General features: G+C 37.7%; 14 protein-coding genes and 1 pseudogene. 2 read left to right on the top strand and 13 right to left on the bottom strand.

Annotated features, from left to right (window positions below):
- Positions 1–26 precede the first annotated feature (26 nt).
- Entirely contained in the window at positions 27–440 is a 414-nt protein-coding gene (locus D7I46_RS02395) for a TetR/AcrR family transcriptional regulator (protein WP_240424475.1), read from the bottom strand.
- 146 nt (positions 441–586) lie between these two features.
- On the opposite strand from D7I46_RS02395, the gene D7I46_RS02390 reads away from it, so the two are divergent.
- Positions 587–1,540, top strand: a complete 954-nt coding sequence (locus D7I46_RS02390) for an SDR family NAD(P)-dependent oxidoreductase (protein WP_120773266.1) — start codon at positions 587–589, stop codon at positions 1,538–1,540.
- A gap of 41 nt (positions 1,541–1,581) precedes the next feature.
- Here the strand turns inward: D7I46_RS02390 and D7I46_RS02385 are convergent, their stop codons facing one another.
- The 3 genes from D7I46_RS02385 to hpt all read right to left on the bottom strand — a co-directional run bounded on the left by D7I46_RS02385 (position 1,582) and on the right by hpt (position 5,005).
- Entirely contained in the window at positions 1,582–2,274 is a 693-nt protein-coding gene (locus tag D7I46_RS02385) for a YjjG family noncanonical pyrimidine nucleotidase (RefSeq protein WP_120771424.1), read from the bottom strand.
- Positions 2,275–2,653: 379 nt separating this feature from the next.
- A complete protein-coding gene (gene purH, locus D7I46_RS02380; RefSeq protein ID WP_120771423.1) occupies positions 2,654–4,210 on the bottom strand; it encodes a bifunctional phosphoribosylaminoimidazolecarboxamide formyltransferase/IMP cyclohydrolase in 1,557 nt (518 codons plus the stop codon).
- A gap of 252 nt (positions 4,211–4,462) precedes the next feature.
- A complete protein-coding gene (hpt, locus tag D7I46_RS02375; RefSeq protein WP_120771422.1) occupies positions 4,463–5,005 on the bottom strand; it encodes a hypoxanthine phosphoribosyltransferase in 543 nt (180 codons plus the stop codon).
- 240 nt (positions 5,006–5,245) lie between these two features.
- Between hpt and D7I46_RS02370 the strand changes: the two genes are divergently transcribed.
- The gene (locus D7I46_RS02370; protein ID WP_162930818.1) at positions 5,246–5,947 is read left to right on the top strand and encodes an MBL fold metallo-hydrolase; all 702 of its coding nucleotides are present in this window, start codon (positions 5,246–5,248) and stop codon (positions 5,945–5,947) included.
- Between the two features lie 606 nt (positions 5,948–6,553).
- On the opposite strand, the gene purN is transcribed toward D7I46_RS02370, so the two are convergent.
- The 9 genes and pseudogenes from purN to D7I46_RS02325 all read right to left on the bottom strand — a co-directional run bounded on the left by purN (position 6,554) and on the right by D7I46_RS02325 (position 19,070).
- Positions 6,554–7,096, bottom strand: a complete 543-nt coding sequence (gene purN / locus D7I46_RS02365; protein WP_120771420.1) for a phosphoribosylglycinamide formyltransferase — start codon at positions 7,094–7,096, stop codon at positions 6,554–6,556.
- Positions 7,097–7,215: 119 nt separating this feature from the next.
- A pseudogene (purM, locus tag D7I46_RS02360) lies at positions 7,216–8,237 on the bottom strand (phosphoribosylformylglycinamidine cyclo-ligase).
- A gap of 106 nt (positions 8,238–8,343) precedes the next feature.
- Positions 8,344–8,727 (bottom strand): ParB/RepB/Spo0J family partition protein, encoded by a 384-nt coding sequence (locus D7I46_RS02355; protein WP_120771419.1) that lies wholly within the window; start codon positions 8,725–8,727, stop codon positions 8,344–8,346.
- A gap of 76 nt (positions 8,728–8,803) precedes the next feature.
- Positions 8,804–11,902 (bottom strand): type I restriction endonuclease subunit R, encoded by a 3,099-nt coding sequence (locus D7I46_RS02350; RefSeq protein WP_120771418.1) that lies wholly within the window; start codon positions 11,900–11,902, stop codon positions 8,804–8,806.
- Between the two features lie 61 nt (positions 11,903–11,963).
- Positions 11,964–13,217: a Fic family protein gene (locus D7I46_RS02345; RefSeq protein WP_120771417.1), complete on the bottom strand. Its 1,254-nt coding sequence runs from the start codon at positions 13,215–13,217 to the stop codon at positions 11,964–11,966.
- A 182-nt stretch (positions 13,218–13,399) separates the two neighbouring features.
- Entirely contained in the window at positions 13,400–14,641 is a 1,242-nt protein-coding gene (locus D7I46_RS02340; protein WP_120771416.1) for an ATP-binding protein, read from the bottom strand.
- Entirely contained in the window at positions 14,638–15,870 is a 1,233-nt protein-coding gene (locus tag D7I46_RS02335) for a restriction endonuclease subunit S (protein ID WP_120771415.1), read from the bottom strand. Before D7I46_RS02335 ends, D7I46_RS02340 begins: the two co-directional genes overlap by 4 nt.
- Positions 15,871–15,880: 10 nt before the next feature.
- Positions 15,881–18,307: a DEAD/DEAH box helicase gene (locus D7I46_RS02330; RefSeq protein ID WP_120771414.1), complete on the bottom strand. Its 2,427-nt coding sequence runs from the start codon at positions 18,305–18,307 to the stop codon at positions 15,881–15,883.
- Positions 18,300–19,070: a hypothetical protein gene (locus D7I46_RS02325; RefSeq protein ID WP_120771413.1), complete on the bottom strand. Its 771-nt coding sequence runs from the start codon at positions 19,068–19,070 to the stop codon at positions 18,300–18,302. Before D7I46_RS02325 ends, D7I46_RS02330 begins: the two co-directional genes overlap by 8 nt.
- Positions 19,071–19,154: the final 84 nt, after the last annotated feature.

Below are 19,154 nucleotides of genomic sequence, written 5' to 3'. Positions count from 1 at the left end.
CCTGCTGCCATGAAATCGTTCCACCATTAGCGTTTGGTGCTGACGTAGTCTTCCCAAGTCGTTGTTTTGTCATAAAATTCGGCGAGTTTTTCGGTGAAGACTTGAAAAATCAGGAGATAATAGCCTGATTGCGTGGCTTTTCTGATTTCAGCACCTTGACTGGCAAAGAAATCAACGAGTTGTTCGGCAAAGATTTGGCTGTTGATTTCTGTCAACTCCGATAAACTTATCAAAAAATCACCATATATTGGTGTGAAATACTCCAGCACCACCTGCTCTTTGCTCTTGAAATGGCGATAGAATGCCATGCGACTGACACCTGCCCGCTCGCAGATCTCGGTAACTGACAACTCTGAAATTGTGCGCGTATCCAAACATTGCATGGTCGCCGTGACAATAAATTCGTGAAAAGCTTGATACTGATTTTTGCGCTCGATCATGTTACACTCCTTTGAAACTGTCAATTTTAGTGCTTTGACAGTCGGTTTATCTTGAAAAACGATATTCAAACCGTTACACTTGTATCATATCATAAGGAGCGAAAAAATGAATCAACAAATTCCATTTGACGACTGCAAAACAAGTGATGAAAGACATTGACCTGACGGGGAAAATTGCGCTGGTAACGGGCGGTTATTCGGGCGTTGGACTTGAGACGGTCAAGCAATTTGTCGCTGCTGGCGCGCAAGTCATCGTCCCTGCCAGACGGCTTGATGTGGCGCAGGCAGCGCTTATAGATCTGTCAAATTTGACAATCTTGCCGATGGACTTACAGAATCCTGTCAGCATTCATGCGTTTGCTGACAAGGTCAAAAGTCAATTTGCCAAGATTGATATTTTGGTCAATTCAGCTGGGATCATGTATGTGCCGCTACGGCGTGATGAGCGCGGGATTGAGTCACACTTTGCGACCAATCATCTCGGACATTTTCAATTAACGTTGGAGCTTTTGCGCTTGCTAAAAGCAGCTGAAAATGCCCGTGTCATCACGGTTTCCAGTCGCGCGCAACAGTCCACACCGTTGCTGACAGACTGGAACTTTACTGACGAAAGTACTTACAGCCCTCAAATCGGCTATCAGCAATCTAAAACGGCAAATGTCCTGTTCACCGTCAAGCTTGACGAACGCGGACAAAAAGACGGGATTCGCGCTTTCGCCGTTCATCCTGGCATGATTCCGCTAACAAATATCGGCCGCGAGCAATTTCATATCGCCCCTTGGCTGCGCACAGTCGCTGACAAACTTGGCTTGATTCATCTTCCTGTCTTTTTTCAAGCTCTAAAAACTGGCTTTGACCGGAGCAAATATCGCTATTTCAAAACCATTCGGCAAGGTGCGGCAACACAGGTTTGGGCAGCGGTTAGTCCTAATCTTGCAGACAGAGGTGGCATTTACTGTGAGGATGTAAATATTGCAAGACTGATGATAGACAGCGAAGCTGACAACTTTGGCGGCGGTGTCCGTCAGCACTCGATTGACCCAAAAGCTGCTGACAGGCTCTGGGAAATTTCTGTAAGTGCGACTGGATGGGATTATTAAGGAAAATACTATACTAAAAGCGCTCAATTGAGCGCTTTTTCTTATTCTCCTACCAGCTCCAAAATCTCTAACAAATCAGAAATCTCACGCTCAGGCTTAATATCTTCTGAATATACGAGATGCTTTGGATTATACCAAACCGTATGAATCCCAGCGTTTCGTCCACCCAAAATGTCCGTCGCAAGGCTATCACCGACAATCGTAAATTCCTTACGTTCCGCGCTATCAATCTGCGCAAATACACGGTCGAAAAATTCGCGAGAAGGCTTATGCGCCCCTACTTCTTCGCTAATAAAAATTTCTTGGAAGTATTCGGCAATCCCCGCTTCCACAATACGAGGACGCGACACACGTGAAGTGCCATTGCTGACAACATACATCTCCTGACGGCGCTCTGTCAGCACTGACAGCAATTCTTTTGCATGGCTCATCAGCTCATGCCCTTCCGACAAATAGGTCTGATATTCCGCATCAATCGCGACACCATTAAGCTCATCAGACCAAACATTCAGCGCCTCAAAAGCCTTTACAAACCGCGTCGAAGTCAATGCCTCGCGCGACATTCCGCCCGACTCATGAATCCGCCAAAGCGCCTTATTTTCTCGTGAATAAATCGCCCGATTTTCAGCCGTATCAGCGATATGATAATGCGCAAAAATCTTGCCCAATGCATCATACTCAGCCTTGTCAAAATCAAGGAGAGTGTTGTCAATATCAAAAAGTAGTACCGTCATAATAAAATGTGAGCCCGCCCTAGGGTCTTAGCGCTTTAGCGCTTGCGATTTGAACTTCCGACTTTAGTCGGTTGCCACTGCGACTTGGTGCTTTGCCTTTTGCTCTTGCTGCTTTAGCAGTTAAGCAAACGGACAGAGAGACCGTTCGTAGAACGGCATGCGAAGCACGTAGCACCATAGCGAGAATGGGCAACGGAGCCAACAAAGGCGAAATAGGAAAATGAGGTTCTGCACGTAGTGTAGGGTTCCATTTTATCTAATTTCCTAGCTCCTAGGAAAGCGAACTCAGTTCCTTTCTCATTTCTTAGAAAATATTCTATCTCATATTTTATCAAAAAAAGACAGCTCTGTCAGTAAATTGACAGGCTGTAAGTTGATTTCAATGTCTAAAATGTCTCACCCCAGTAAACACCATGGCAATCCCGTACTTATCGCAAGCGTCGATGACCTCTTGGTCGCGCACCGAGCCGCCAGGCTGGACGATTGCTTTGACGCCCGATTTTGCGATTTCGTCAATGTTATCAGCGAAGGGGAAGAAAGCATCTGATGCAAGCACGGCGTTTTCTGTCAGTGCTGACGGTTTGTCAAAAGCAGCTTCAAGTGCAAGTTTAACTGAGCCGACGCGGTTGGTCTGACCAGGTCCAACGCCCAAAGTCTGATGTTCATTGGATACCAAAATTCCGTTTGATTTGACAAATTTGACCGCTTTCCATGCAAATTTCAAAGCTTCAAACTGCGTTGCCGTGGGCTGAGTTTTCGTTGCGACTGTCCATTCTGCCGGGGTTTCTACAATGACATCCTGATTTTGCACGAGCAAACCGCCAAGCACACCCGTATATTCCATTTCTTTTTTACTGACTTCGGCTTGCGAAAAATCAAGTTGCAACAAGCGCAAGTTTTTCTTCTTCATAGTCAAAATTTCTAAGGCTTCATCAGAATAGCTTGGTGCAATGATGATTTCAAGGAAAATTTTGTGCATTTTTTCAGCCGTTGCTGCGTCAACCTCGCGGTTCAACACGATAATGCCGCCAAAAATCGAGACAGGGTCAGCTTCAAACGCATAATCCCAAGCCTGCTCAATCGTCTCCGCCGTGCCAATGCCACACGGATTCATGTGCTTCAGCGCCACGACAGTCGGCGCATCTGTGAAATCGCGCGCAATTTTAATCGCCGCATCTGCATCACGAATATTATTGAAAGAAAGCGCTTTTCCGTTAAGTTGTTTACTCTGCGCAATCGAATAACTCGTTGGTAGCGCCGTCTGATAAAAGACCGCCGCCTGATGCTCATTTTCGCCGTAACGCAGGCGTTGATTGACATCATAAGTCAATGTTGTACGCTCAGGGTCTGTCACATGGATTTCCTTACCCAAATAATCCGCAATCAACGCATCATAGCTCGCTGTCAGCCGAAAAACTTTTGCCGCCAACTGCTGACGTGTTTCAAACAAAGTTTCGCCATTTTCTGTCAGCTCTGACAGCACTTGCGCGTAGTCCGTTGGGTCTGTCAGCACCGTGACAAAGGCATGATTTTTCGCCGCTGAGCGCAACATCGACGGCCCGCCGATGTCAATTTTCTCAATCATCTCCTCATAACTTCCGCCAGCCAGCAGCGTTTCCTTGAAAGGATAAAGGTTCACGATCACAAGATCAATCGGCTGAATGTCATGCTCACGCATGGCTTCCATATGTGTCGCCAAATCACGCCGACCGAGCAAAGCCCCATGTACCAAGGGGTGCAGCGTTTTCACGCGACCGTCCATCATCTCAGGAAATCCCGTCACATCGTCAACGGAAACGTTCGGAATTTCTGCAGTATCCAAAGTCGCTTTTGTTCCCCCAGTTGAAATAATCTCCCAACCTAACTTGACCAATTCTCCCGCAAACTCTACAATCCCCGTCTTATCTGAAACACTGATTAATGCACGTTTTGACAACTTTATATCCTCGCTTTTAACATTATTTTATCTCTATCAGCGCGCTGACAGCCTGTCAGTATACTGACAGAAGTTTATAAATCTATTTTAAGCTTATTGTTCGCGAATAAAAAGTCCTAGAGTAAATTTCTAAGACTTTTCAGGTTTATTGTTCGGAAATGCTATTTTTTATTTTTGTTTACAACATCTGACAAAAAACAAAGATATACACTCATCTTGTCAGTGCTGACAGACCATCATCAGACCAAAAACTCAGTCTTTAATCAAAAATTCCTGATTAAACACCCCAATGTAAGGCAGTTGACGATAGCGTTCCGCATAATCAATCCCATAACCAACGATAAATTCATCAGGAACCTCAAAACCGACATAATCTGCTTCAATCGCCACTTTTCGCCCAGCAGGCTTGTCCAAAAATGAAATAATTTTCACGGATTTCGCCTGCCGCTCTTCAAGCAGGCCTTTCAGATAGAGCAAAGTATTTCCTGTATCAATGATGTCCTCTACAATCAAAATATCACGTCCATGCGCCACGGTTGATAAATCCTTCAAAATTCTCACCTCGCCCGATGAAGAAATCCCGTAACCGTAGCTCGTCACGTCCATAAAATCAACCTCCGCATCAATCGAAAGCTCCTTGAGCAGATCAACAGTAAACATGATTGACCCTTTCAAAATACCGACAACTAGTGGATTTTTTCCTGCATAGTCCTGTGAAATCACCGCTGCTAACTCTTTCACGCGCACAGCAATTTCTTCTCTAGTAAATAAAACTTCTTTTAAATGTGGATGCATTTTTTTCTCCATTTTCATAAACTCTAGTAAATCTTTCCTAAAAAACCAAAGTTCTAGGGTAATTTTAGGATGCTCCTCTATTTTAGTGTATTTTTCAATAAACAAAAAGGAATAATCACCTCTAAGCCATTTTTTCTCCTTTTATTGTTCGGAAATATCGAATGGTTTATCAAAAAACGTTTTCTCTATTTTTTAGTTTATAATAAAGATACACGATTTGAACAAGAAAGGAATCAAAAAATGAAAATTGCTGAAAACGTTGAAATGCTCGAAGTCAAAATCCCTAGAGGTGAGCAAACCATGACCCTTTATCCAACCCTGATATGGAATGATAACCATCTCATCCTTATTGATGCTGGACTCCCAAGTTCAGGTGAAATCATTGCTCAAACTATCAAAAATGCAGGTTTTGATGTTAAAGATTTGACAGAAATTCTCTTAACTCATCAAGATATTGACCACATTGGTGGCACTCGTGAACTTCTCGACTTTGCCCCTCAAGCCAAAGTTTATGCTCATGAAATTGATGCCCCTTTCATTGATGGCAAGAAAACACCAACCAAACTTGATGCTTTAGAGCAACGCAAAAACACTCTTTCCCCAACTGAACTCCCCTTTTACAATATGCTAAAAACAGGCTTTGCTACGGCTCAACTTCCTGTTGACACTCTTCTTCGTGATGGAGACGTCCTTGACCTATGCGGTGGCATAGAAACTGTCTTCACACCAGGACACACCCCAGGTCATGCTAGTTTCTACCTTCGCAGCAGCAAAATCATGGTCGTCGGTGATGCCGCAAATATCGCAAACAACAACGAACTTCACGGCTCAAATCCAGCCATGACTTGGGACAACGAAAAAGCTGAAGCCTCACTTTCGAAAATTAAATCTTATGACCTCGATGGCGTAATCTCTTATCATACAGGCTATCTGAAATTCTAATATTGTTTAACTTCTAAAAACTCTTCTTAGGAGTTAAAAGTTTGAGTTTCACACAAGCCACACTCTTTACATAAGTGCAAGGTAGTAAAGCTGAACTAGTAGGAATTTCCTTGTATAAAAACTCTGAAAAAACTTTTCAGAGCTTTTATTTTCACAAAAAAGAAGCCAGCTACTACTAGCAACTTATACCATAGCTAATCCATTGGGAAGCCAACAACGGATTGATGTTGCAATATAACTTCACGGCAAAGAAACAGCGCTATGACATATATTCAGTGCACCATTCTGTAGACAGTCTACGTTCATTTCACACCACAGATATCCATCACTCTATCTCCGCTTTGCTCAGCTTCTAAACAAAAGACACACCCCCAGTTGCTACTAACCATTTTATCTTCGTTTAGAGCGAACGTATAAAATCCTATTGGATTTTAAAGTGTAACTAGTATAACTCATCTTTACTTTTAAACAGACTACTTTCGATCTGCGAAAAATAAATTCTCGTGTATTTTTTCTCTTGGAGTCTTAGCTCCTAAACAAATAATCAACAAAAATAACACGTACTGTGACTTTCAAGCATGATTTCTAAGAGTTGAACAGTGATGATTACCTACAAATCATCTTTTCTATCACATCAGGATAAAGTCGATATTCCACCTCATGCACGCTTTGCTCATATTCTGCTAGATTCTCAAGGTAAGGTAGCGTCACTTGCGCAATCACATCACCCGTATCCACACCCTCATCAACATAATGCACCGTCACACCCAGTCCACGATTGGCTTCCCAGCTTTCTTCGATCGCGTGCGGTGAACCTGCAAAATTAGGCAAAAATGATGGATGAATATTGATAATTCTTCCCCCATACTTCTTCAGCAGAGTTGGACCAATAATCTTCATATAACCAGCAAGTACAACCAAATCTATCTTTTCACGCTCTAAAATCTCAACCAGCTCTGATTCATAAGTCGCTTTATTAATAAACTCTTTCAACTCAAAGCTTACAGCTGGAACATTCAACTTTTCCGCACGTTTCAATACATAAGCCTCATGATGGTCAGAAAATGCCAACTTCACATTATTTGGAAATTTCTCCGCTAATACCTGAAAATTAGAACCATTTCCTGACGCAAAAACCGCTATATTCATTTGATCTCCTATCCAGAAAACTACGCTAGCAGCTAGGAAATTAGATAAAAAATCCTCATTGATTTCATCAATTCTACGGATTTTTTCCTAAATTTCTACGCTGCTACCAAGCGCAGTTTTCACTTAATTATAACCGCCTTATCCGTCCGTTCCACCATTTTACCAATCTCAAAAGCACCAAGCTCACTCTTCACTGCTGCCACATTTTCAGGCGAAACCGCCAACACCATACCAAGACCCATATTGAAAATCTCAAACATTTCTTCGTGCTTGATTTTTCCATATTTTTCAAGCGCTTTGAAAATCGGCAAGACTTCCCAGCTCCCCTCAACAATCTCCGCAGCAAGTCCATTTCCGAACATTCTCGGAATATTTTCAATAAAGCCACCGCCAGTAATATGAGAAATTCCCTTGATTTTCTTTTCTTTAATCAAAGGCAAAAGCTCGCGAACGTAGATATGCGTTGGCTCAAGCAGCTCATCAATCAGCTTTTTGCCGTTCAGCTCTGGCAAGGTCTCCTTCAAATCAAAATCCGCAAAAACCTTGCGCACCAGCGAATAACCATTCGAGTGAATTCCAGATGAAGCCAAGCCCAGCAACACATCGCCTGCAACGACATTTTTCTCGCCATCAATCAGCTTCGACTTCTCCGCAATCCCAACCGCAAATCCCGCAATATCATAGTCATCCTCAGGCATCACGCCAGGATGTTCCGCCGTTTCGCCGCCAATCAGCGCGCTTCCAGCCTGCACACAGCCCTCAGCCACTCCCGCAATCACGCGCTCCAGCTTCTCAGGCTTCGTCTTGCCAATCGCAATATAATCCAAAAAATACAACGGCTCCGCGCCCGCAGCGATAATATCATTCACGCACATCGCCACACAGTCAATCCCAATCGTATCGTGGCGGTCATTTTCAATCGCCAGCACCAGTTTCGTCCCAACGCCATCCGTCCCCGAAATCAGCACAGGCTCGTCATATTCCTTCAGCGCCGACAAGTCAAAAGCACCGCCAAATCCCCCAGCGCGCCCAGCACACCTACACGCTCCGTCCGCTTGACGTGCTTTTTAATCCGCGAAACCACCTCATAGCCAGCTTCCACATCCACACCAGATTTTGCATACGCATTTTCAGACACTATTCCATCCCCAATTTCACATTTAGTATAACTCTATACTAAATGATTTGTTCGGAAATAAAAAGCTCCAGCAGGCAATACTAGAACTTTTTAAATTTATTGTTCGGATTTAGCTTTTACTCAAATTTGGAATTTCGCTACGCGGAATGACACGCACATCTACCCTTTCCAGTCCGAGCAGCTTGGCTTTCAGCAAACGATGCAAACCATCCAAAATCACATATCGCCCCTTATTTTCCATAATGTCAATCGGATAAGCAAGATCCGCCTGCATCGTCCGCTCGTATTCTTTAGCATATTGCTCTGGAAAGTTGGCGACATCAATCGGTTTAAGCGCGTACCACTTTTCCCCATCATTCCAAAAAGGCAAATCAAAATGCCACGCCAACCGTTGCAATTCCATCACTTCCGTCGGATAATCAAGCGCCCACACCTCCTGTGGCTCCCAATCAAAATCAAACCCGACCTCTTCAATAACTTTTGGTATCGTCATTTGGACCTCTTTCTTCTACATTTTCCTAGTTCATCACTTTCAATATCCACTAAATTTCAGAATTCGGAAATAGATTTTATATGTTGCCACCAATTCCCTTAAATTTCTCAACAAAAGCACTTATCTTTTCAAAAACTGTTTGTTTTTTCGTATGATATACCGGATTGAGAGGGCTCATTTTAGGGAGGCTTTCATTAAGAGCATTGCCATTTTCACTCGCATATTCTTGTTTAAGAGATGCGCGAATATACCTTATAGCACTCTCAGGATTTAACCCTTCTTCTTGAATCAAATCATGTACTTCTTTTTGTTGCTCTTTTTGCGCAAAAGAATAAAACTTCTCAAGAATCTCTGGACGATTTTTAATCGCATCAATGTCTGTATGACGGATAAAATCTACAATTAGACTCTCCTTCGCACGATTTCCAACGCTTGCGCGGATTGTCCGTATAATTTCATCAATCAGCTTATCTTTATCCGAAACCTTTTTATTTGTTTCAAAAATAAGTTCCAAAATATAGTCCAAATTAATTTCTTGGGATTTCAAGAGCTCTACTTCAAAAGTGATCGAATCCCAATCTACAGTTGATTCTTCTTGCTTTTGGTTCCGTCGTTCATTCGTGTACCATTCGCGAATATCATTATAAGTCGAGCGATAGTCTTGTATTTCTCGAACATTTGGAATTTCTAGTTGTTCAAGTTCCTGAATCTTTTCATCATCCAAATAAAATTTTGTTTTGAGCTCCTCAACAGCCTGCTCATCCGATAAATCAATTTCTTGTAAAGCCTGCAATCCTGCAAACTCATCATAGTTTTGCAAGATATTATCCAGTTTCAAAAATTCACCGAAGAGTTTAACAAATTGCTTTTTATCTGCTTCCTTAACAATTTTATCCGGCTCTGGAAATTTCTCTTTTAGCTCATGAACAACCTCTAAATAACCTCGCCTAGCTTCATCAGTTTCATCATCTTTAAAGCCATTCATATATTCGTTATAGGGGCGTTCAAGGAGCACCTCTGCTGTTTGAGATTTTCCAAATAAAGTAATCGCCGCTTTTGTTTTACTTTCCAAATCACGGAAGGTCACAATATTTCCAAAAGATTTTGTTGCATCATAAATTCGGTTAGTCCGTGAAAAGGCTTGAATCAAGCCATGATACTGCAGATTTTTATCCACAAATAAGGTATTTAATGTTGGCGCATCAAAACCTGTCAAAAACATCCCGACCACAAGAAGCAAATCCACCTCTTTGTTTTTAACACGTTTGGCTAAATCCTTATAATAATTTTGAAAACTCTTCCCCTCGACAGAAAAAGAACCGTTAAATTTCTTATTATAGTCGTTAATTGCACGAGTTAAAAACTCCTTAGCGCTATAATCTAAGGCTGTGGGTTCAAAAGTTTCATCTTCAATATCACCAATCGCATTTTGGTTTTCATTTGCTGCAAAAGAAAAGATGGTCGCAATCGTCAGTTTCTTCTCAGATTTTTCTTGCAATTTTTGGAGTTCTTCATAGTAAAGTTTTGCCGCTTCAACACTTGACACAGCAAACATCGCATTAAACCCTTTTCCTGCTGTTCGGTGCGTTTTTTGTGCAAAATGATTTAAAATATAGTCTGAAATTTCATGAATTCGTGTGGGATGAAGTAAGGCTTGCCGATTTTCAGCCGCGGATAATTTTTTCTCATCTATTTCAGCTTCTAGCCTTGCAAACTGCGGACGAACATCGTTATAATCCACCATAAATTTTAGAACTTTTTGGTCGCGAATGGCATCCGTAATCACATATGAATGTAATTCTCGTCCAAAGACAGAAGCTGTGGTTTCACTCCCCAAAGCATTCTCAGGAAAAATTGGTGTCCCTGTGAAGCCAAATTGGTAATAATGCTTAAACTTCTTTTTCAGATTCTTTTGTGCTTCACCAAATTGACTACGGTGGCATTCATCAAAGATAAAGACGACTTGCTTATCATAAATCTCATGTGCCTCTGTCGTTTTCATGAGATTATTGAGCTTTTGAATGGTTGTGACAATAATTTTATTGTCTACTTTTTCAATATTTCGCTTCAAACCAGCTGTACTATCAGAACCATTCACACTATCTGGTGAAAAACGTTGATATTCTTTCATCGTCTGATAGTCGAGGTCTTTACGATCCACCACAAAGAAAACTTTGTCAATAAAGTCCAGCTCCGTCGCAAGACGGGCAGCTTTAAACGAGGTCAACGTTTTCCCCGAACCTGTGGTGTGCCAAATATAGCCACCTGTTTCAGTCCCTGCTTTTAGTTTTGAATCATGAGCGGACTTGATTTTCCAAAGAATACGCTCCGTTGCTGCAATCTGATAAGGACGCATGATTAAAAGCGTATTACTCGAATCAAACACAGAATAGTTCATCAAAACATTGAGCAGCGTCCGTTTACTTAAAAAAGTCGCCGTAAAATCTTTCAAATCTTTAATCGGTTCATTGTCTTTACGTGCCCAATTCATGGTAAAATCATAGGAATTTTTATCCCGTTTGGTGGTATTAGCAAAATAACGGGTGTCTGTCCCGTTTGAAATCACAAAAATTTGGAGGTACTTGAAAAGAGAATTTTCTCCGTTAAAACTTTCTTTACTGTAACGATGAATCTGATTAAAGGCTTCACGTATCGACACCCCACGCTTTTTCAGCTCAATCTGCACCAAAGGTAAACCATTCACTAAAATCGTCACGTCATAACGATTCGCATGACTCCCTCTTTGCTTCATCTGATTGATGACTTGGACTTTATTGCGCGCAATATTTTTCTTATCCAATAGATAAATATTTTGAATATGTCCATCATCAAAAATAAAGTCATAGACATGGTCATCATGAATTTTACGAGTGCATTCGATAATGCCATCACTTGGTTTATTGAGATACTCTGATAAAAGGCGCTCCCACTCTCTATCTGAAAAATGAACAGCATTCAAATCTTCCAGTTGCACACGCAAATTTTCAAGTAACGTTTCTGGTGTTACTAAATCATTCGCATAGTCATAGCCTTGATATTGTAAATCTGAAATCATTTCACGTTCAAGGTCTGATTCGGATTGGAAGTTTCCTTTTTGCTCAAGTTTTGTCCATTTGTCTAGGACGATGAAATTATTGGATTCGATGATTGGGAAAGTTTCGGTTAATTGTGACATTTAATTTTCCTATTCCTATTTTATAAAATAGAGATCATTTTTTCTTACTCTATTTGATGTTTTATAAAATAGAATTTTCTTTAAGTTGTGAAATGACTTTCTCTGACAGTTGATGCATCGACGGCTTTTTCTTAGTCTGTATCAGCAGGCTCTGATTGCGCAATTCCGTCGTCAACTTGTCCACCTTTTGTCTCGATACTTGCAAGACTTCTGTCAACTCAATGTCTGTCACTGTATTTGAAATATCAAAAATTTCTTGTTGAGAAAGTGCAAAAAGTAGCGCCAATTCATCCTTATTCTTCGACAGTTTTTTCAAAACATCAATAGAATTTTCCAACCGCTTATCAGCTCTCTCTAAATTTTTAAAAATTTTCTCCTGCGATTCGAGCAAAATTTCAAATAAATCCAAGATAAAAAAAGTCATCTCTCCAAAATTTCTACGATTCGAGACTTCTTGAAAAGCTTTCAAATACTTTTTTTTATGATCCAATATTGCCCCAGAAACTCCTATCGCAGAGAGATAATCAAGCTTGCGTGCTAAGTAGGAGCAGAGTATAAATCTCCCTGTTCGGCCATTTCCATCATAAAAGGGGTGCGTATTTTCAAATACAAAGTGGCTGATAAAGGCTTTCTCAAATGTAGGGATGTCTTGTCGGTTCATAAACTTCACGAGTTCATCAAGCGCCTTGATAATATTTTCTTGACTTTCCACGCCTTGGTGTACTTTTTTCGAGTTTTTAGAATCGACAATCCACACTGATTTTGTTCGAAAAAGTTCCCCTTCTGCTAACTTATCACTTTGCTCAATCTCATCATCCAGCAGAGCATCATAAATACTCCGAATATCCTCAACTTTCTTGATTTCACTATACTCGGATTTTTGAAAATTCATGTACTGATTGACTAAACTTTTAAACCGCTTCTTGTCCTTTGACTTTTCAAGAATCGAAGTAATGGCTTCTCGAATTTCTTGACGTGTACTCTGAACACCCTCAATATCATTCGTTGCTTGAATTTCATCAATCAACAAATGATAAAAAATATTGTCCTTTGCAATCTTAGGAAGTTGGCTCAGGAGTTTATCAATCTTACGAGAATTTTCGCTCATTTTGTCTTTGAGTAATGAGATTTTTTGTAAAATAAGATAAAAAAGCTCTTCTTTTTGATTCAGTAAAATTTCTTTTTTTTCATCAAAGGGACGGATAAATAAACTTGTATGCACTGCCCCAATCGCATTTTTTCGTCCTTCAACAATTTTTTCAAAATCCGTAGGATGCTCATAACTTAACACTCTTAACTTTTGATAGTCTTTCATCTCTCACCTCTCTATTTTATATTATATCAAATAGCCAGCAAAATTGCTGACCTATTTGATATAATATAAAATAGGATGACAGAACTCGAGCAACTGTTCTCGCCAATACTCATACTGCTTCTGACGAAGTTCGATTTCTTTTGGTAAGCCTGCTGAAAAATCTATACTAGCCTATCAATTTTTTATAATTCGTTTATATTGAAATGATAATAATCCCTCAATTCATTGTATAATTTTTTTAAAATTTCTATATCATCTTTTACAATATAATTTGAATCAATATCCGCACGCCCTCCATGTGTCAAGCTGTGAAGCGTCCTTATAGCCATTTTTGCACTCTCATTATCAGACTTTTTCAATAAGTCTGGAAAATCATTATAATTCAAAAACGTTGCCGTTTTTTCCAATGTGCTCCGCAACATGGCAAAATGTTTTTGTGATATATTTCCACATCTTAAATCTTCTCCGATTTCCTGTAAATTAAAAATATGGTTTGAAAACGGCTTTTCATCAATATTTTTCAGAGAATAATACTCACCTTGTTTCATCAGCAACCGTTTTTTTGGTTTTTTATTTTTTAACTCAAATGCTAAAATACTATAAAATAGTGTATGGTGTGTCATTACAATAAACTTAACATTCTTGCAGTACTTTTTAATAAGCTCTGCTAAACTTATAGCCATGATTATAGAATTATTGTCATCGAGCGATGAAATCGGATCGTCAATTAGTATGTACTCTAAATCTGAATACTTTTGGTAATTTTCATCTCGTTCTTCATCTGGCTGCTCCAAATTTTCAAGAGTTTTCTTCATGATAACAAAGAATAAAGTCCAAACGAATATTCGTTCTTCTCCCCTAGAAATTTTTATTTGCTTTCTCTCGCCTCTCTCTGTAGGAATTGTAAATATAACTTTACTAGTTCGAAAATCAAATTTTGGTTGAATTTTACTTTGAGTATATTCTTTATACAAATCAATTAACTCGTTTTCAAAATCTGGTTCAATGTCCTTTGTTGCGCTTGGGTTTTCTCCACTCGCAATTATATTTAGAAAGTTTGTTTCTTGCCTTATTATATATTCTTGATTTTCATTATTCCAATAAAAAAGATCTTCTGTATAAGCATTATAGTATAAAAGGTGGTGCTCTTTTTCAATAGTATCTATACTTTCTCTATTAGCTTGCTTCTTGACTTTATTAATTTTTCTCAGTTTTTTATTTTCGAGATATTCTTCAAAATCAACCGTGAATCGCGTCTTCCCCGTTCCATTAAATGCATACCAAATTTGAACAATATTATTAATTTTCGAATTTTTATTGTTCATTTTATTCCTCTTCTTTGTTTCACGAGCATATTCATTATTTTCTTTATTATATTCCTTAATAAAATCAGAAATTAAGCGAAATTTTATCTCAGCACTCATTTCCTACCTCCTTTGAAACTAAACAACTGTTCTCTCCAATACTCATATTGTTTTCTTCGCAATTCAATCTCTTTTGGAATTCCAATGAGTACATCTGATGTAAGTGCATCGAATTTATTCAAAATAGATATAATGTGTTCTTGCTCTTTAAGTGTAGGAATAGGTAATTCAAATTTACGAATATTCTCCATTGTCAAATTCTTCATTGACGAAGATTGCATAAATCTATCAATTTGCTTTCCTATCAAGTTTGATGAAAAATAATATCTCATAAATTCTGGAAAAACTTGAGTCTTATCAAATCTGATGCGGGCAACATTGGGAGCAAGGTAGTATTTATTATTTTCATCAATCAATGCAACTTGTCCAACGGTTCCTACATAAGTGAACATCATATCGCCAGCGAACAACTTGCTTCTTTTTAATTTTGAAAAATCACTATTATCAATATATTTGACATCTGTCAAGTCTAATTTCCCTTTGATATTCAAAGCTCGAAGTGCAATAATTTTTCCTGCATCCTGGTATTCAACATATTTGGTAAATTCAAACCCTGCAAGTTTTGTTACTTCTCCCACTTCCCCCAAAGTCGTCCAACGCACTTCAAACGGCTCATCTTCCGAAAAAGTCAGCAACTTATCACGATAAAAAGAATATTGCTTTTGGCGTAACGTCAGCTCCGCCGTCAGCTCCGTAACATAATCTGTCATTTTGTCAAGTATTTCGACGATTTTTTGTTGGGTGGAGAGGGGTGGGATGGGGAAATCTGCTTTTTTGAGTGCGTCCATTTGGACACTTGGCATACTTGATTGATTAAGATTGTTTTTGGCAATATCATCAAGAACATAGAAATAATAGAAAACAAACTTATCATCAAGTAATTCTCGATATTCTTCTTTGATTGTGAAGTTTGTGAACTGTTGATTACTCATGTAATCAACAGTAATCATGGCATGCTCGCCAATCGTTGCCGTCGTTGCCATAATAATTGAACCAGCAGGAAAAAGTTGTCCTTTTATCCCCCTATGATGACAGGTCTGAATTGCATCAGATAAAATATGACCGTTTATCCGAATATCTTCCATACGGAACCATGGGACATCTCCATTTTCCCAATATTCAGGTTTTGATTTACTTGGTGTGTATCCATTTTTTAACATGAAAACTTCTTGAACGGTTTTCCACTCCACATCAGCCCCTTGAATAAGATTTAATAATTGCATAGTCATTTACTGCTCCTTATAAAAAATATTGTTCCAGTTCAAATTTTTCTATTCCTTTCTGATTTCCAATGTATTCTTTTAGGTTTTCCGAAGCTTTCGCATTACCATAATCATCAAGGAAGATATTATCAAGTTGCCCATCCTCTTTTAACTTATTAAATAATGTTCTTGAAATTCCTAATTGCAATATCTCAAGTTCTTTGGAATCAGATGTTCCATAAAAAAACTTATCATAATCACTTTGAGATATAATTTCAAATTTTAATAGCGTATTAACCAATAAGCTAATTTCATGGCTTACATACTCCTCATCAATTTGTAGCTTCACAATTGCTAAATTATTAAGAAAATATCTATCATCTCTGTGCGCCGTCAAATTCACATAAACTTTATTGAAACTATTAGGATAATGAATAGAATCAAAAACTTCTTCACCATAACTTCCCCCAACATAGATTTTATATCCCGACTCTTTCTTCTCCCAATAATTAACTGTTTTATTAATCCTGTCATTAAGTGTTCTCGTTCTAAAATCATCAACAAACATTTTGTAATAAGTGATTGTTTCAGTATTACGTAAACGATAGGCATTATATTCAGGATTAAAGTCAACATGTTCAGAAAAATCATCAAAAAAAATGATTTTGATTAAATTAAAAATATCGTCATCTTCGGTTTGAGTAAATAAGTTAAATTTCTTCTCCAACTTCGTAAGACCTTCGGGAGTATAATTCAAAATTTGCTGAGCGCCCGCAAGTGTCAGTTTTTCTTTAAACTTCGGATTAGTATAGTTTTCTATAATTTGTTTTTCTGTATTTTTTATTTCATCTGCATTATTTTGATTATTTGGGTCAATTTTTGAATTCTCTAAAAGAGGATTTTTTATTTCATCATCAAAATTTGATCGTAATTTTTCTACTTTATTTCTCAATTTTCCATGAGGTTGAGGAAAGTCTGGCATATCCACAAAGTTAATTGGAATAAGAATTCGAGATAAATCTTTGTTTTGAGGCGAAAATATTTCATTTAACCGATTAACTCGACCAAATAAATTTTTTAAATCTGCCAACTTTGAGTACCCGGAAATATAAAACAAATTATCAATTGGCATATTCATGCCTGAAAGAACAACAGAGTTAGCTACAAAATGTTTTATATAGTTTGATTCACGGACAAATTTTAGAATATAATTTTTAATTAGGGATGGGATTTTGGCATGTAGATATACTATTCCTTTATTTAAAAAACTAACCATTTTAAAATCTTCATGTACTATCATCTTAAGCTCTTGGATTAACTCTTCAATATCATCTGGAATAGAAATATTAGTTTCCAATGAATCATATAATTTTTCAGTATATTGTTCAATTTGAATCGGACGATATAAAAAATGTAGATTTTTATCTTTGGAGTTTATTTTTATATATTCAAATTGATCTGTAACTGTTCCAAGTTTAATAAATTCACCAAGATATAAATCATACTGTTGTACATAGTCTTGAGTAATGTATTTGATATTCAACAATTTTAGATCGTTAAATATCTTATGTTGCTTTATCGTTTGATTTTCAAGAAAACTGATATTTTGCGCTTTGTTAATCACTGGTGATAAATACATATACTTACAATTTGAATTTTGGAGCAAAGTAATATTCATCAATCTTGATAACAATAAACTTCGATTACTTTGCTTTTTCCCAAAATCAAAAGAAAATATTTCATGCGCTTCATCAATGTAAAGTCTATCGAAAATAGCACCTTCCTCAACAAGTCGCAGTGCTCGTTCCTGAGTAACAACCGCCAAAATTCTTAAATCATCATTTGAATAATTTTGATCATGTGTAATAATCTTACGATCTGTAATTCGTTTCCGAGCTTCTCTACTTACTTGATCAATTAGCGCTTTTGTTGGCGTTATGATAGCAATAACATTTTCAGTATTATGCTTTTTTATATGTTCAAAAATTATCTCACTTTTCCCATAACTAGTTGGAGCCAAAAAACTTGTAAAATTTTCATTGTCATTAAGCACTTCTAAAAATATTTTGCTTTGTTCAAGAGTCAAAACTTTATTTTCATCAACAAAATCATCTATTCCAATTTCTGCCAACCATTGATTAATTGTTGGTGTCTCGATTAATTTCAATTCGCTAATTTTTCGAGATATTGGATAATACCCATAATTTGTAGCAAAATCATAAAGCGCCATGTAATTATTAGACTTTAAACTAGTACGAGCAATGATATAATAGGCATAATCTAAAAATAAATGTTTCGTTTTATTTTCTTCGTATTCATCAATGAGTAGCAATGCAAAAGAATATAGAAAAGTTAAATCATTTGCAGATAATACTTCCTTTAGATAAATCAGATTTATCAGCTTTGCACTAACATCTTTGTTATTTTTTATCCTTGTTAAAATACTTTTCCCATTATCAACCATTAGCTATCTCCTCTAACACTTCAAATAATAACTCGATATTTTTATAATTAACTACAACAATTAACTCTTCTTTAGCTTGATGATTGGTTATATACTTTTGAATTGCTTCAATATCTTTTTCAATTAAAGATATATCATCCGCCACAACAGTTGATCCAACAATAATTCTCCAATCATCAATTTTTTGGAATTTATTGTTCATATAGTCAATACTTAACTCTTCAAGTTTTTTAAGCAGAGATTTGTTAGCATTATCTGCAATTTGTACATGATTTGCAGCATTTTCCCAAGGATCGTTTGGAGTATTTCCTGAAATCATATCTGCTATACCTTTGTAACTCCTATCAATCGTTGTTTTATGCTTATTCTGATGTGAAGTTTGAGTAAATGCCGATTTACTTTCCAAAATCCAACTATCTCCATTAAATATATAGAAACCATCAAAAGCCTTTTTGGCTGAGTTTTCTTCCAAATTACTAAATAGGTATTTCTGGCTAAATCCTTGATTTCGTAATATGATTGCTTGTAAAAATTCTGCTGACAATCCATTTTTATTTTTATCAGTAGCCTTTTTAAATTGTTCTAGAAGTTTTTTAGCTACCGTGCTAGAAGGAAAAGATGAACTAGCGCCTTTACAAATTTCAACTAACTTTTTCGTTATATATTGTTTTTCTTCATCAGAAAAATCCTCAATATCAACGATAATAATATGAGCATTAGCTTTATTCGTACCTTGTTGTTGATTATGCAGTAAATTTGCCATTTTTTCTCCTAAAACAAAAAATATAGCTCTTATCGTAACATGAATTTATCTCTCAATTGAACACAATAATTCCCTAACTTATTT

The organism is Lactococcus allomyrinae (assembly GCF_003627095.1).
Lineage (GTDB): Bacteria > Bacillota > Bacilli > Lactobacillales > Streptococcaceae > Lactococcus > Lactococcus allomyrinae.
The sequence above is the reverse complement of the archived record's forward strand: the minus strand, read 5'-3'. Positions and strand labels throughout refer to the sequence as shown.